This window comes from Tautonia sociabilis, assembly GCF_003977685.1.
In the GTDB taxonomy this organism is placed as follows: Bacteria; Planctomycetota; Planctomycetia; order Isosphaerales; family Isosphaeraceae; genus Tautonia; species Tautonia sociabilis.
Genome location: NZ_RYZH01000054.1, coordinates 1 through 15,092, shown reverse-complemented (window position 1 = coordinate 15,092; position 15,092 = coordinate 1). Strand labels below are relative to the sequence as shown.

Here is a 15,092-nt window from a genome sequence, read left to right as displayed (position 1 = left end):
CCGGGGATCGGCTCAGAGCCCCTCCACCTCGTACCCCTTCCGGTACTCCCGCCTCACGAACCGGTTCGCCTCGGCCAGGTTCGTCACCCGCATCGCCTCGGCGTCCCAGGAGAGCGACTGCTCGGGGAACCGGGTCGCCAGGCAGCCGAGCAGGACCATCTCGGTCAGCGGGCCGGCGTAGGAGAAGGGCGTGGAGGTCTGGCCGTTGCCTCGGCAGGCCTCGACGAACTGGAGGTAATGATTGTCCGCCTCGGGGGAGGGGCGGTCGTAGTCGGCGAACCGCTCGGCGGGCAGCAGCACCGGGTCGGCGATGTAGGGGGAGTACAGCACGCCGGCGCTGCCGATGTAGATCGAGCCCTGGTCGCTGAGCCGGCGGTCTCCGATCAGCGCGACGATCTCCGCCGGCGGGCGGCAGTCGCCGTCGTACCAGGTCAGGGTGAGCGTCTCAGCCGTCCGCGGGGTCTTCGGGAAGGTGTAGCGGACGACCGAGTCCAGCCCCCAGCTGTGATCGTTCGGAGAGCCGCCCTCGGAGCGGACCTCGATGGGGGAAGTCAACTGCAGGGAGCCGAAGACCGGGTCGAGGATGTGGCAGCCCATGTCGCCGAAGGTGCCGGTGCCGAAGTCGAGCCGCTTCCGCCAGTTCCCCGGGTGATACCAGCCGGCGATGAACGGCCGCTCCGCCGCCACACCGAGCCAGCCGTCCCAGTCAAACCCCTCGGGGACCGGGTCGACCCGGTCGGGCCGGGGGGCCCGGTCGCCCCACTGCTTGCCGCTCCAGCTGTGGACCTCGCGCACCTCGCCGATCGCCCCGCCCTGGATCGTGGCCACCACCGCCTTGTGCACCGGGTGCGAGTGGATCTGGATCCCCATCTGGCTGACGATCCCCCGATCGGCCGCCGCCCGGGTGAGCTGCCTCGCCTCATGGATCGTCTGCGTCAGAGGCTTCTGCGTGTAGACGTTCAGGCCGCGGTGGATCGCCTCCATGGTGATCGGCGCATGCATGTGATCGGGCGTCGAGACGTTGACCGAGTCGAGGTCCGTCTCCTGGTCCAACAGCTCGCGATAGTCCTGATAGACGCGGACCTCGGGGAAGAGCGACTTCACCTCGGCCACGCGGTTCAGGTCCACCTCGGCCACGGCGACCAGCCGCAGGTGAGGGCTCGCGGAGAGCGACCGGATGTCGGCCAGGGCCATGCCCGAGGCGCCGAAGCTCGCGTGGTTGAGCGTCTCGTTCGGGCTCGCGGCCCGGGCTCCGGAACGGAGGATCGCGGGGAAGGCCAGGCCGCCGGCGATGGCCTTCAGCGCCGATCGCCGGTTCATCGGGAGGAGGGACATGGCGGGGGACCTCGGAGTGGGGGGGGCGCGGCTCGTCGCGCGGTGTTAAACACCCGCGAGGCTACCCCGAGCGGCCCCCCTCCGCAACGGCCGGCCGCCGTCAGGCGGGCTCGGCCGCCGGCGCCGGCTTCGGCCACCACCTCGAGGAGGTCAGGCAGGCCCCCACCACCGCTCCCCGGAAGCCCCACGAGGCCCAGGGGGGGAGCGATTCGGCCAGGGTCGGCCTGGCCAGGGCGAAGCCCAGCGTCTCCAGGTCGTGCAGCATCATGCCGGCGGCGGTCAGGGCGAGCACCCCGGTCCCGGCGTAGACGATCCAGCGCATCCGGGCCATCAGCTCGAAGATCACCTGGCTGAAGGCCAGGATCATCACGATCGAGATCGCCAGGCCGACGACCAGCAGCACCGGGTTCGAGTCGCTGACTCCGGCGATGGCCACCACGTTGTCCAGGCTCATCACGATGTCGGCCACGGCGATCCGGAAGACAGCCGTCCGCAGGCCGGTCGGCATCGGGCAGCCGTGCTCGGCCGACTGGTCCTCGTCTTGCAGCAGCTTGCAGGCGATTCCCACCAGCAGCAGCGCTCCCAGGAACCGAACCCCAGGCACGAGCATCACGAACGACACGGCCAGCGTCAGCACGAGCCGGAGCGTGATGGCCATGGCTCCCCCCCAGAGCATCGCCGCCTTCCGCTGGTGCGGGGGCAGGTGCCGGCTGGCCATGGCAATCACCAGCGCGTTGTCGCCGGAGAGCACCACGTTGATCAGGATGATCTGGAAGAGCGAGGCGAAGGCGAGCAGCGAAGGTTCCAAGGGGGCGTCTCCTCGTCGAGCACGTTGCGATCCAGCCCATCCGGGATCGCGGCCTTCGGGGGGGTGGCGTCGTCGCGTTGAGGTGCCGGGCGCGCACCGGGGACGCCCCCGACTCGCCCCGATCAGGGCGGAGCGGGGCGAAGACCCCGATGACCGGGGAGCCCGGCGGGCCGATCGATCTCAGGCCGGCGAGAAGGACGGCAGGGCCCCGTTGGTCGTCATCTCGACCTCAGGGGCGGGAGACAGCATCCGGTCCACCCGCGTGCGGGCCGCCCGGGCGCCGTCAATCAGCCCCCGGCCGGCGGCGTTGTTCACCGGGACCGACTTGGCCAGGAAGACGCAGGGGAAGACCACGCCGTAGGAGACGGTGTAGGTCGTCGTGTAGACGAACCGCCGGGCGAACCGGCTGGCGGCGGTCCAGCTGCGCGCGGCCGCCTCGCTGGCGTCGACGGCCCCCTGGCGGGCCGCCTGCGAGACGAGGTCGAGCGTCCCGTTGGCCGAGGCGATCGGGTCGGAGGCCGGGTTGGCCTGCGGGCGGTCGGACATGGGGGCTGGCCCTCGCGTTGGAGGTCTTCTCGATCCGAGAGCGGGCACGCTACCCACTCGAGTTCGGTCCGGCTCCGATTCTTCCAGGATCGGCACGCCTGGCGATCTCGGTTCTTACGGCCGATCGGGCGGCCCGCCGTCGCCGGCCGGCTCCCCGGGGCGCCCTCCCAGAATACGAGAACGATAGGTCGCGGGCGTCGTTTTCATGTGCCGTCGGAAGACGGTTGTGAGGTGGCTCTGCGACGAGTAGCCGACCAGCAGCGCCACCATCGCGATCGGAAGCTGCGGGTTGTGCAGCAGCTCGCACGCCCGGGCCACCCGACGCTCGGTCAAAAAGCGGTGCGGGGTCTGGCCCGTGGCCCGCTTGAAGCAGGCGAGGAAGTAGTTGGGGCTCAGGCCCGCCAGGTCGGCCAGGTTGGCCAGGGAGATCTCCTCCGAGAGGGACGACTCCAGAAAATCCACCACCCTCCTCAGCCGGGCGTCGGAGAGCCGTTCCACCGGGGTCGATCCCGGCCGAGGCAGCGTCGAGTAGTTCCAGAGGATCTGCAACGCCATCTGGGTCCAGAGCGTCTCGGCATACAGCCGGCTTCCCCTCCTCGGGGCCCTCAGCAGCCCGGCAAACGCTTGGCCCAGGCCCACCAGCTCCGGCATCCGCTGCTGGGCCGCCGGCAGGATCTCCAGCGTCTCTCCCTCGAGCAGCTCCTCCTCCTCGGCCAGGTCGCGGAGCCGGGCCATGCCGAAGGTCAGGATCAGCGACCGCAGCGGGCGGTCCAGCCGGAAGCGATCCTCCTGGCCCGGGGGAGCGATCGTGAACCCGCCTGGCGCCGCCACGAACCGGCAGGTCCGTCCCCCCCGTATCCATTCCACCGACGACCGGCCTCCCAGCACGAACGACAGCGCCGAGGAGTCCGGGTCGTCCCAGCGGAATTCCGGCAGCCACCCCTCCAGGATGATCCCGTGCCCCACTTCCCCCACGCCGACCGCGCTCGAGGCGATGAGCTTCACTCGATCCGCCCCCGACCACCGCATCGCGGCCTCTTGGGGCTCGAAGGCGGCCTGTTCGCCGATCATCGGTTCGGATCTCCCGAAGTCCCCGATCGAGTCCCAGCGACGTCGATCCTCAGCCCGCCGGGATGGCCCGCACCAATCGGAAGCCGATCGGTTCTTCCCGGCGTCGCCCCGCTCGGGACGGCGGGGAGGGACGCCGCCCGCGATTGCCGGCCGCGACGTGGCGGCGAGGCCGGAGCCGTCGCGAACTCCGGGCCGATCATACAACCCGGCACACCCAGGTTCCACCATTAATAGGATCGTTTTCGGATTTTTTCAGCCGTGATCGGCCGGAAGGACCGGCCAATCAAGACGAGCCTCCGGGCCATCGTGAATTAGAAGGCGATGGCGAACCCGGTCAGGGCGATCGTCTCGGGGGCGGCGTCGGTGAGGCCGAAGTTGTAGCTGCCGAAGGCCGCCACGCGGTCGTTGATCGACCAGATCGCGCCTACCCCCAGCACCATGACCTCCGGGACCTCGGCGGCCGCGACCGACTGGAAGCGGATCAGCCGGGGCAGGGCCGCGGCGTTGTAGAATCCGTGGAAGAAGACGTCGAAATCTTCCACCACCTCGCGCTCCAGCGACCACTGCGCGCTGAACTGGTAGGTCGTCTGCCCCGCGGCGTTCCGCACGCCGGAAATCCCGAAGTTGTATTCCAGGCCCAGCTCGAACGGCAGGCTCTGGCTGAGCAACAGGTTCATCGACGGCTGGGTGCCGGCGTTGAAGGCGGGCGAGCCCAGTTCGGTCTGGATGTAAACCTCGATCCCCAGCGCGGGCACGTGGTAGCGGAGGTTCTCCTCCCAGAAGTTCATCTTGAAGTCGAAGGCCAACGGCGCGTAGCCGAACTGGGCGGGCTGCCTGGGCCCCTGGCCGTCCTGGTAGGTGATCCCGTTGGAGAAGAGCCGGAATTCCAGGTTGTCCGTCAGGCCGTAGCGGAGCAGGTAGTCCCACTGGTAGATGGCCGACTGGCCGCCGTTGCGGCTCTGGCCGTAGAGCCCCAGCGGCGAGTTCTCCACGTAGGCGCGGCCCTTGGGCAGGGTGTAGGGGCCGTTGGGGAAGTTGGCCGTGTCGGGCGCCGGATCTCGGATGTCGACGACCGACCAGCGGCGTTGCCGTCGGGCCAGGCCCAGGGCGGGATTCTCGGCCAGCAGCCAGCGATCCTCGTGGATCAGGTTCATCAGGGCCGGGAAGAGGAACGGGTCGCGCTCGTGCGGGGGGATGCCGGAGTTCTTGAGCGGGTCGTCGTGGAGCCGGGGGAATTCCACCTCGTCCTCCTCGCCAGCGGAGGGAGGAGCGTAGGCCAGGCGAGCGCGCTCGGCCGGGCTGAGCCCCTGCAACCCCGGGGCGTCGATCGCCGGTCTGGGCGGGGGGATGACCGGCGCGGAGACGCCCGGATCCGGCACCGGAGGGATTGCCTCGCGGTCCTCCGGCGGCAGCGCTTCGATGGCCGTCGGGGCCGGCTCGGCGGGGACGCCCTCGGCCGGCTCCTGGGAGCGGACGATCGGGCCGTCGGCGGCCATCGGGCCGATCGCCGCCGGGAGGCCCGGCATTCGGGGCGTCGCACAGCCGCAACAGAGCCAGAGCACGACGGCCGGGGCGATCTTAAGGGTTGGCGATCGGCCGTCGGCTCGCTGATTCGGAACGTTCGCTCGCATCCGGCGAATCCTGTCGGGGGGCGATCGATCGTCGCCGTCCCCCGATCCGGGCCCGCCGGGGAGGCTTCGGGCGCGATCGGACCCCCAGGCCGACGAGCGTGCTTCATTGGGATCGACCGCCTGTGCGGAGAAATTGATCCAATCCGCAAGTTCCGCCTGATCGTCGCCGAGGGGGGATCAGCCAACCGCTCCGGGCACCGGCGACCCGTCTCTGCCCCCGGCTCCGCTCCCTCCCCCGGCCCGTCCGACGGCCTCGGACCAGCCGGCCAGGAATTCCTCGGCGTCCCGCCGGGCGTCCCGGGCGCCGGCCCGGAGGCCGCGGCGGGCTGGGTCTGGCAGCCGGGTCGAGGCCCGTCCCAGCGCCGCCGCCGGCAGCGCGACGCCGAAGCCAACGCCGAAGGCCGCCAGGTAGGCCACCTGCCCGGCCAGCTCCCGGACCTCATCCTCCAGGCGGATCACCTCGGCCGAATCGCCGGGCGTTGACGGGGCCCGGGTCGGCGAGAGCCGGCCGAGCGACCGCCTCAGCGACCGCACGGCCCTCGTCGCCCGGCCCCGGATCCCTCCGCGCGTCCGGGTCGGCGATCCTGGCTCGGGCCGTCCCTCCTTGTCGACTTCCAGGCTCATGCCCGTTCTCCCCCAAGGGGCCGGGGCCCCGCTCGGACCCGAGGCGACGGTCAACGCTCCTCAGAACGGGGGTAGCGCCGCTCCAGGTCATCGAGGAACCTCGAGATCTGGCGGACGCTCCGGTGGTGCAGCTTCGGGAACTTCCGGACGAAGAAGTCCTCCACCCCGCGGAAGGCCTTCGGCCAGAGGATCAGGCCGCCGAGCACCAAAAACGGCGAGCCGACCGGGCCGGGCAGCAGAACGCCGCCAACGCCCGCGACCATCAGCAGAACGCCGACCTCCTTGGGCATCGCCTCGATCCGACGGACCTGTTCCATGTCCTCTCCCAGCGGCGGGGAGGCTCCGGCTCCGGTCGCTCGCCCCACGCCGGACCCTCCAGAGAGGGTGCCGTTGGCGACCATTCCGGCCCGGGCCTCGGCGGCGCGGACCTCGGCCTCGGACCGGGCGGCGCGTTCCAGGGCATCGGGGCCGAGGCGGTCGTAGCCGGGCTCTCCCCCGAGGTCGGGCGCCTCCTCGCCTCCGGGCCCGCCCTTGCCCCGGTCCTCAGAGGGGTCGGGACCGTCGTCTCCCGGTTCGCTGAATTGCCACGGGAATCGCCACATGTGTTCGCCCCTCCGGTTCCCCGAGCCCCTTCCCCGTCCCGATCGGGGCCCCTCAGGCCCCGTCCGATGCCGGGTATCGCCGCTCCAGGTCGTCCAGGTAGCGGCCGATCTGCTTCATACCTTGACGATACGCCACAGGGCAGCGCCGCTGGAGCCAGCGGTCGACCTTGCCGAACGTGCGCGGCCAGAGGACCAGGCCCCCGGCCAGGATCGCGGGCGTCCCCGCCACGGCCGGCAGGACGAAGCCCAGCGCCCCGACCGAGAGGAGCATCACGCCCACCTCCTTGGGCAGCTCTCCGATCTTGGTCACGGTCTCCCTTCCCGCCGACCCCCCGAAATCGGCCGAGGGCTGAGGGTCGGCGGCGGCTCGGGGCTCGGGCTCCGGCGCCATCGGCGGCCGGCAGCGCGGCGCGGTGGGTGCGGTCGGGGCGATCGTTTGGCTCATGAGGTTCCCCCAGCAGATGCGATCGGGCTCGAAACGGGGGCCAGTACCGGCGCCGGCAGGGCCGCGATCCCCTTCCGGGGCGACCGCAGGGCCGAGGCGGTCCGTCGGTAGAGCCCGAAGGTGCTCAGGTTGCTCACCACGACGACGGCCAGCGCCGAGACGCCCAGGAAGAATGCCCCGGCGACGCACAGCACGTTCGGCAGGACCACGAACGTCTGGGCCCCCCGGATCCGGGTCGAGTGCGCCCGGGCGATCTCCAGCAAGTCTGGGACCCGATCCAAGTCGGGGTGCAGCAAAACGACCGCCGACGGGTCGTCGGGGCAGTCGGGGTCGCCCCCGGTCGAGATCGCCACGTCGGCCTCCGAGGCCGCCCCGGGGGCCTCCCGGCCGTCTCCCACGAACGCCGTTCGGCGGCCCAGCGCCCGGCAGGCTCTCAGGAAGGCCTCCTTGTCGCCGGCCGACATCCCTCCCCGCCAGGCCGGGATGCCCAGCGCCGCCGCCAGCGCCGCCGCCTCCGGCTCGGGGCGTCCCGAGAGCAGCAGGACCGCCGTTCCCGGCCGCTCCCTCAGCCGGGAGACCGCCTCCGACGCCCGGGGCCTTGGCCCCGGCTCGAACTCGACGACGCCGACCACCGTGCCGTCGACCTCCACCGCCAGCGGGCCCGACCGCTTCGGCAACGGCCCGTCGTCCAGGTCCCGCACCCGGACGAGCCGCCCGCCGTACTCCACCGCCACGCCCGGGTCGAACTCCCGGGGGGGGAGGTCCAGCAGGTGGATCCGACGGCGTCGGCAGGCGTTGGAAAGCGCCTCGGCCCGGTCGTCGGCCAGGTGCCGGTAGGCGCTGGCGGCCAGGCGAAGCAGCAGGTCCTCGGGCAGCCTGGTGCGGACCTCGAAGACCTCCAGCCCCCGGTCCCGGAGGAATCGGTTGTCGTCCAGCAGGATCGTGTCGACGCGGGCCAGCCGCTCGAACGCCTCGGGAGAGCGCACCACCATCCCCTTCCGGGCGCAGTCGGCGGCGTCCTTGACCGTTTCCAGCGGCACGGCGATCGCCGGGCCGGTGGCGTAGTCGGGCCGGAGGATGGCGGCCGCGGTGGCCAGGTCCCCCGTCAGCAGGCCGACGCCGGCCATCGTGATCGTGGGCACCACCGCCCGCTCGGCCGATCGCTCGGCCTTCAGCGTCGGCGCGGTGACGCCGCCGGGCAGCGTCGTCGCCGAGAGGATCGCCCGGCTGATCGCCGACACCCGGGCCGCCGCCACCGGCCGGCCAACCTCCATCAGGAGCGAGCCCGCCCTCACCGTCGACCCCGCCAGCAGGAGGTCCCCTTCCGCCACCCGCGACGCCCCTGGACGCCCCCGCACCGCCCCCTCGTCGACAATCCCTCCCCCGCCGACCACCTTCCCGTCGGCCGGCACGACCTCCCCGGCGGCGACCGCGACGCGGTCCCCCGGCCGGAGGCGGTCGACCGGCACCAGCACGTCCACGTCTCCCTGGTTCGCCACCCGGGCCAGCTCGGGCAGCGGCAGACACTCGGCCAGCAGCCGGCGACGCTCGGCCGACAGGTCTCGCCGCAGGCGGTCGTGCCAGAACTTCAACGACCACGACATCAGGGCCGAGGCGAGGAACTGCCCGCTCGCCAGCGTGCCGACCACGATGCACGAGTAGAGCACCGGCAGGCCGACCTGCCGTCTCCTTCCCTGGTGCCAGGCCAGGCGGAACGTCTTCAGGTTGCTATAGATCAGCAGCGCCGCGCTCAGCGGCGCCAGCGCCGGCAGCGCCAGGTCGGCCGCCGCTCCGATCGCCAGGTTCGCGTTCGGCAGTGCGAACGACGTCCGCTCCGGGGGAGGGACGGCCCGGTCCCACCAGGCCGGGGCGTCGAGCACCTCCTCGGCCATTCGGAGGAGCCTCGGCGGGGCGATCACCCCCCGGTCGTAGCGCAGGCCCAGCACGCTCCCCCGGGCCGACAGCGCCGACCGGGTGACGCCCGGCACCGCCGCCATCATCCGCTCGAACCGCTGGGCCAGCAGCGGGTCGCTTCGGAGGGTCGGGTGCCGCAGACGGAGCCAGCCGGGGCGGTCGGCGAGCACCTCGCAGGTCGACAGCATCTGCCCGTGGCGGTAGACGGTGAAGCTCCGCAGCCGGACGGCCCTGGGCAGCGTCGTCGCCGAGCCGAGGCCCCGCTCGTCGTCGGCCCTCAGCGCCGCGGCGAGCTTGCCGAGGAACCCCGCCGGATTGCCCGGAACCCGGGCCGGCCGGATCCAGGCGGCCGCCTGGTCCCGGTCGACCGCCACGCTGCCCACCTCCGGCACCCGGAACGCCCGCTCCAGAAACCGCAACGACGCCCGATCCGCTTCCTCCCGCGGGCCGAGCAGCCGGTCGTCGCGGACCATCACCCCGCCGTCCTTCCAGCAGACGAGGCGCTCGACCAGCTCGGCCCGGCGTTCGGGGGTCGTCGCGATCACGGGCGCTGCTCCCCTCGGTTCGTCGTTCGCGATGCTGCCCCGGGGCGTCGGCCTTGACTGACGGATCGGGGACGGATCGGATGCGCGATGGTCGGTGCGATCCGGCTGGTGGCGCGGGATGCTCGGCGGCCCATCTGGCTTGGGATCTGGCGGTCGGGACGAACGCCGCGCTCGGACTGGCTTCGGGCTTCAAGGTGATGGCGGGGCTTCGTCTCGGGGGGCCGGGCTCCATGACCGGTGTTCTCAGAGCGGCCGCCGGCCCCTCACGCCGGGCGGTAGGGCTGCAATTCCCCCCGGGCGACCATCCCCTCCAGCGCCTCCGCCACGAGGCTGTCCTCCCGATCGAACACGTTGAAAATCTCGCGCAGGCGGTGCCGCTGGCGGTGGAGCTCGAAGCCGATATATGAGGCGATCAGCACGCCCACCAGCGCCGGCAGGATCGGGACGTCTTCTTGCATGGGGGTCGGCCTCCGGTCGGGTTCGAGGGCGAGGTCGGCAGGCGGTCGAGGAGTCGGCGCTCCGGGCCGGGTCACATGAGTTCGAGGGTCGTCTGCGAGGCCTCCCGCAGGATCTTCACCGCCCCGGAGAACCCCTCGCGGTGCAGCTCGCGGCGGACCTCGCATTCCAGGCAACGGCTGGTGCGGTGCAGGTTGATGAAGCGAAGGAACTCCTGGAGCCGGGCCATGGCCTGCTCGCCGTTGCGGAAGCGGCCGAGGTGGATCCGGAACCCCTTGTACTTGCCCGCCCCCTGGCCGCGAGGGGCGTGCAGGTCGTAGACGAGGATGGTCGGATCCAGGCCGATCAGCTCGGGCTCTCGGCGGAGGATTTCGACGGACTGCTCGGGGGAGAGCAGATAGAGCGCGTCTTGCTTCTGGTACTCATACAAGGTGGGCAGGAGGGATCGGACCAGCCGGGAAACCGGCTGGTTCCATCTCGTGTCGATCAGGAAGATGTCGAACCGCTTGGTCGTCGGCGCCGGGGGCTCGGCCGCCGGCCGGCTGCGCAGGCCGTCCGGAGAGGTGGCCTCGGTCGTGGTGGTGCTCATGGCGGCCGGCCCTCGAGGGGACGCTCAGGTCGGGTCGAATCGGGTCGAGTCGAGTCGAGTCGGATCAGAGGCCCAGGTCGGCGGCGATGGAGTCGATCAACCGCACCGCGTTCTGCCGGTGTCCCTGGGTCGCCATCATCTTGGCGGCCCAGGACAGCTCGGCGTCGACCCGGAGCAGCTCCGGGGTGAAGCGGACAATCAGCGACAACAACGGGGCCCGGATGGTGAACTGCGTCTGGTTGGGGTGCCAGTGCAGCTCGGTCGGCATCGGGATCTCATGCCGACGCCGAGAGTACTCGCTGTCGATCGCCTGTCGCGTCGGCCCGTCCAGCGGCCGACGGAGCGGCCGGGTGTACAGCGTTTCGATCCAGGGCATGGCTCTGCGTCATCTCCAGTCGGTGTCGGCGTTCCGCCTCGATCTGCGCCACCTTTCTCATCGGGAGCACGCCGTTGGCCAGCGCGGCCAGCGCGGCGACGTTGTTCGTGACCACCGACGCCATGATCCCGAATCCCATCGTGAACACCCCCAGGATGCAGGCGATGTTCGGGGCCAGGATCATGGTCCAGCTCCGCTTGATATTATGGTCCAGATCCCGGGCGATGTCGCGGAGCTCGCAGAGCTTGGCCAGCCCCTCCTCCAGGAAGACGATGTGAGCCGTGTCGGTGGCGATCGACGACGCCCCTCGCAGGGAGATGGACACATTCGCCTTCTTCAACGCGATCGAGTCGTTGATCCCGTCGCCGACGAAGCAGACCTTGCATCCCTCGTTCTGCAGCCGCTCGACGTAATCCGCCTTGTCGGCCGGCAGGACCTGGGCGAAGTAGCGGTCCATGCCCAGCGACTCGGCCAGCTTCTTCGTCGGCGCCTCGTGGTCTCCGGAGATGATGGCGATGTGCTTGATTCCCCGCTGCCTCAGCCCGGCGATGATCTCCTTCACCTCCGGCCGTACCGCCGCCTGCAACTCGATGGCGCCGCCGAGCTCGTCGTCGACGCCGACCATGACCATCGTGTACCCCTCTCGGTGCGCCTCGTCCAGCGCCTCTCGGGCCTCGGGGGTCAGGGTGATCCCCTCCATCTCCATGTAGCGCTGGCTGCCCACTCGGATCGTATGCCCGTCGATGTGCACGCTGATCCCGTAGCCGACCTTGTACTGCGTCTCGTCGGTTTCCGGCAGCGGCAGGCCCAGCTCCTCGGCCTTGTGCAGGATCGCCAGCGCGATCGGGTGGTGGAACTTCCGCTCCGCGGCGGCGGCGTAGGAGAGGATCTGGTCCGTCGAGAACCCCTTCGAGGCGATCACGCGGCCGACCTCCGGGCGTTCCCGGGTCAGCGTGCCGGTCTTGTCGAAGAGCACGGTGTCGATCTCGTTCATCAGCTCCAGGGCCCGGCCGTCCTTCACCAGGATCCCCTTGTTGGCGCACAGCGCCAGGGAGCTGAGCATCGCCAGCGGGGCGGCCATGCGGATGCCGGTGCCGAAGTCGCTGTTGAGCACCGCCACGGCGCCGGCCGGCCCCATCGCGGCCATGCCCACCGTGCCGATCGCCAGCGTGGGGATCACCGCCTTGTCGGCCAGCCGCTCCCCCTTGTGCTGCGAGGCCATCTTGTAGCCGGCCGTGTCGTTGAGGATCTGGCTGATCTTGGCCGAGGCCGTCGCGCTGCCGGCCGTCTCGACCGAGACGAAGATCTTGCCCGCCACCATCACCGTCGAGGCGAAGACCCGGTCCCCCACCCCCTTCTCGGCCGGCGTCGACTCGCCGGTCAGGGCGTGCTGGTCGATCATCGCCATCCCCTCGACGACGTGGCCGTCGACCGGCACCACCTCGCCGGTGTTGACGACGATGATGTCCCCCGGGTGCAGCGTGTCGACCGACACCTGGACCTCAACCCCGTCCTTGAGCAGCCAGACGTACCTCGGCTGCTTGCCGAAGGCGTTCAGCAGCAGCTTCTTCGAGTCGTCCTGCGTCTTGTTCACCAGCATCCGGCCGAAGCTCAGGCACCAGCAGAGCACCGCTCCGGGGAAGATGGACATCGTTCCCAGGCAGCCGATGACGACGATCGCGTCCAGCACGTCGACGCCCAACCGCTTCTCCGTGAACAGAACGTGCCTGGCCTCCTTGAACGTCGGGATCGACGTGTAGGCGAAGACCGCCGCCGCCACCGGCAACAGCGGCGGAAAGGCGAACTGCGCCGCCGCCGCCAGCGGCAGCGAGGCGGTGCAGATCGGCAGGTGCAGGTCCAGCGGGTCGAGCGTCGTCGGCTGCTCGGCGTTGGCCAGGGCCGAGTCGATGATCTCGATGATCTGGTCCCGAGACAGTTGCCTCGGGTCGTAGTCCACCTGGACGAACGACCGGAACGCCGAGGTTGTGTACTTCTCCACCCCGAGCACGGTCATCAGCTCACGCTCGATCGCGTGGCAGAGGTCGCTCTTGCGGTAGAGCACCGTGTTCTTCAGCTTGATCCGCCCGGGGCGGTCCTGGAGGACCTGCCAGCTCGACGCCGGCCGATCCGCCCTCACGTACCGGACCACCCCGTCGGACCCCTGCGTCACCGCCCGGAAGGAGGAGACCGCGACACCGTTCGAGCCGGATTGGGCGTGCCCGTTGGCCGGGGCGTGCCCGTTGGCCGAGGCATGGCCGTTGGCCGAGGCATGGCCGTTGGCCTCGCCGTCGAGCCTCAGGAAGTCGACCACGCGGCGGGCGACCACCTCCAGCGTCCATGAGTTCGGGCAGTAGCGCAGCTCGGCCGCGGCGGAGCCGCCGGGCAGGATCCGGACCTCGGAGATTTCCCTCGCGCGGGCAACGCGGTCGAGGAAGCGGCGACAGGCGGGGCCCTCGGCGTCGCCGAAGACGGAGCGGCTGGAGAGCCGGATGACCCCCCGCGCGGGGAAGGAGACGGCCAGATCGGCGCTGCTCATCAGGAGATGCCTCGTCGGAAACCGGGTGGGGAGTCGGATCGGTCGGCCTCTCAAGGGGCGCGGGGAGGGCGCGCGCGGCCCCGGGCGACCGGGAGGTCGGTGTCAGACCGTCGGCGCGACGCCCGATCCGTGGCGTTCCAGGCCCCCCCAGGGGCCTCTCGGGGCGTCGTGCCCCGCGTGCGCGGAGCAGGGCGGGGCCGTCGCTGACGCCGTCGCCGTCACCGCCGCCGTCGCCGCCGCTGACGCCGATGCCGACGACTCCGGGCCCGACGGCTCCGCCGCGGGCCCGTCGGCCCCGCCGGCGGCGGTCGCGTCCCGGAACGCCTCGGTCGCTCCGGCCACCACGGCGGAAACCAGCGGGGCCACCTTCTGCTTCCACTTCGGATAGGTCGCCGAGGCCACGGCTCCAGCCGCGATCCCGGCGCCGAAGACGAGCACGTTCGAACGCGATAGCGCCATGACGTTCCCTCTGCCTTCGTGGCCGATGAGGCGTCCCGCATCCTCGCGCGGCGCCCTCCGGGGGAATCACTTCGTCCGGTCTCGGTCGGCTCGGCTCGGCCGGCGTCGGCTGCCGGCCGGAGGGCGATCGCCCCCGATCAGGAGCCGCCGGCCCCCGAGGGTGTGCCCGAGGAGGGCGGCTCGGCCCCCTGGGGTTTCGACTTCATCTCGTCCACCAGATCCATCGCCGCCCGAGCCCCGTCGATCAGCCCGTGAACCGCGGCGTTCTCCTTCGGAATCGCCCGAGCCACCAGCACGGTCGGGAAGACGACCCCGTAGGAGACGGCATAGCATGTCTTGTAGGCGATCCCCGAGAGGAAGCCGTTGACGGCGGGCATGGCGCCCGAGGCGGTCGCTGCCGCCCCTTCCACCCCCTGCTTCGCAGCCTGCACCGCCGCGTCGAGTGCGTCGGCGACTGCCTTCAGGGGATCCTCATTCGTCGTCTTGACGGCTTCGTCCGACATCGAATCGGCTCCACAGGGTGCACATGGTCCCACCCGCCAAAGATAGCCTCACTCGCCGGCCCCGGCTTTCACGGAATTCTTTCCCTGAATATCGAAATCCAACGGTCTCCGAGGCATGGGCCGGGGGAGGGCCGCCTCACCGACGAGCCGGTCGATCAGGTACGCGGCGGCTCCCGCCTTCCCAGACACCCCCCTTTCCCGATCGCGCTTCCGCCCCCCCTCCGGCAGTTCTCCTCACCGGCTCCCCGGGTTCCCCCGAAACTCTGGAGCAGGGGCCTCCTCCCGCTCCTTTCCTCCCCCCCGCCGCCGGCCTCGGAGACCTTCCCTCCCTCGGCCAGGCGGCCCGGAGTCTCCTTGGCAAGATGGTGCATGCATTCGTCGGCGTGATGCGATTCCGCAACACGCCTTCGCTCGCCGAGCGACGCCAAGTTCGAGGCGCCCGAGGCGCGGAACGAACCCAAGCTCAGGGCGTCGTCCCGAGCGGAGCGAAGCCATTGCCGGGGCCGTGTCGGGTGCGGAGCGAACCCATCTATGAGAGGGGGACTGTCAAGCTGCCGGTGCAGGTTCGGTGGGCTCGGGGCCCCGGCACCTCCCCCTCGCCGTCGGCGTCGGTCGGCCTGCCCGTCCCAGACCACGCCCACCAGCGATGCGG

15 protein-coding genes are annotated in these 15,092 nt (G+C 71.1%); all 15 read right to left on the bottom strand.

Annotated elements, in window-relative coordinates; translation table 11 throughout:
* Positions 1-12: 12 nt before the first annotated feature.
* Positions 13-1,335 (bottom strand): Gfo/Idh/MocA family protein, encoded by a 1,323-nt coding sequence (locus TsocGM_RS21245; RefSeq protein ID WP_126727476.1) that lies wholly within the window; start codon positions 1,333-1,335, stop codon positions 13-15.
* A gap of 100 nt (positions 1,336-1,435) precedes the next feature.
* Positions 1,436-2,143, bottom strand: coding sequence for a TerC family protein (locus tag TsocGM_RS21240; protein ID WP_158633688.1), 708 nt, complete (start codon positions 2,141-2,143; stop codon positions 1,436-1,438).
* Positions 2,144-2,323: 180 nt separating this feature from the next.
* Positions 2,324-2,689, bottom strand: a complete 366-nt coding sequence (locus TsocGM_RS21235; protein ID WP_126727474.1) for a hypothetical protein — start codon at positions 2,687-2,689, stop codon at positions 2,324-2,326.
* Positions 2,690-2,803: 114 nt separating this feature from the next.
* Positions 2,804-3,760: a helix-turn-helix domain-containing protein gene (locus TsocGM_RS21230; protein WP_158633687.1), complete on the bottom strand. Its 957-nt coding sequence runs from the start codon at positions 3,758-3,760 to the stop codon at positions 2,804-2,806.
* Positions 3,761-4,071: 311 nt separating this feature from the next.
* On the bottom strand, positions 4,072-5,391 hold the full coding sequence (locus TsocGM_RS21225) for a transporter (protein WP_126727472.1): 1,320 nt from the start codon (positions 5,389-5,391) through the stop codon (positions 4,072-4,074).
* Between the two features lie 177 nt (positions 5,392-5,568).
* On the bottom strand, positions 5,569-6,015 hold the full coding sequence (locus TsocGM_RS21220) for a hypothetical protein (protein ID WP_126727471.1): 447 nt from the start codon (positions 6,013-6,015) through the stop codon (positions 5,569-5,571).
* Between the two features lie 50 nt (positions 6,016-6,065).
* Entirely contained in the window at positions 6,066-6,617 is a 552-nt protein-coding gene (locus TsocGM_RS21215; protein WP_126727470.1) for a hypothetical protein, read from the bottom strand.
* A 52-nt stretch (positions 6,618-6,669) separates the two neighbouring features.
* Complete coding sequence (locus TsocGM_RS21210) at positions 6,670-6,927, bottom strand: hypothetical protein (protein ID WP_126727469.1); 258 nt, start codon at positions 6,925-6,927, stop codon at positions 6,670-6,672.
* A gap of 131 nt (positions 6,928-7,058) precedes the next feature.
* On the bottom strand, positions 7,059-9,521 hold the full coding sequence (locus TsocGM_RS21205; protein ID WP_126727468.1) for a P-type ATPase: 2,463 nt from the start codon (positions 9,519-9,521) through the stop codon (positions 7,059-7,061).
* 263 nt (positions 9,522-9,784) lie between these two features.
* The gene (locus TsocGM_RS21200) at positions 9,785-9,979 is read right to left on the bottom strand and encodes a hypothetical protein (protein ID WP_126727467.1); all 195 of its coding nucleotides are present in this window, start codon (positions 9,977-9,979) and stop codon (positions 9,785-9,787) included.
* Between the two features lie 71 nt (positions 9,980-10,050).
* Positions 10,051-10,566, bottom strand: a complete 516-nt coding sequence (locus tag TsocGM_RS21195) for a hypothetical protein (protein WP_126727466.1) — start codon at positions 10,564-10,566, stop codon at positions 10,051-10,053.
* A gap of 64 nt (positions 10,567-10,630) precedes the next feature.
* The gene (locus tag TsocGM_RS21190) at positions 10,631-10,834 is read right to left on the bottom strand and encodes a hypothetical protein (RefSeq protein WP_126727465.1); all 204 of its coding nucleotides are present in this window, start codon (positions 10,832-10,834) and stop codon (positions 10,631-10,633) included.
* Positions 10,835-10,841: 7 nt separating this feature from the next.
* Positions 10,842-13,478: a heavy metal translocating P-type ATPase gene (locus TsocGM_RS21185; RefSeq protein WP_126727464.1), complete on the bottom strand. Its 2,637-nt coding sequence runs from the start codon at positions 13,476-13,478 to the stop codon at positions 10,842-10,844.
* Between the two features lie 102 nt (positions 13,479-13,580).
* The gene (locus TsocGM_RS21180; RefSeq protein ID WP_126727463.1) at positions 13,581-13,937 is read right to left on the bottom strand and encodes a hypothetical protein; all 357 of its coding nucleotides are present in this window, start codon (positions 13,935-13,937) and stop codon (positions 13,581-13,583) included.
* A 137-nt stretch (positions 13,938-14,074) separates the two neighbouring features.
* Positions 14,075-14,440, bottom strand: a complete 366-nt coding sequence (locus TsocGM_RS21175) for a hypothetical protein (RefSeq protein WP_126727462.1) — start codon at positions 14,438-14,440, stop codon at positions 14,075-14,077.
* Between the last annotated feature and the right edge of the window lie 652 nt (positions 14,441-15,092).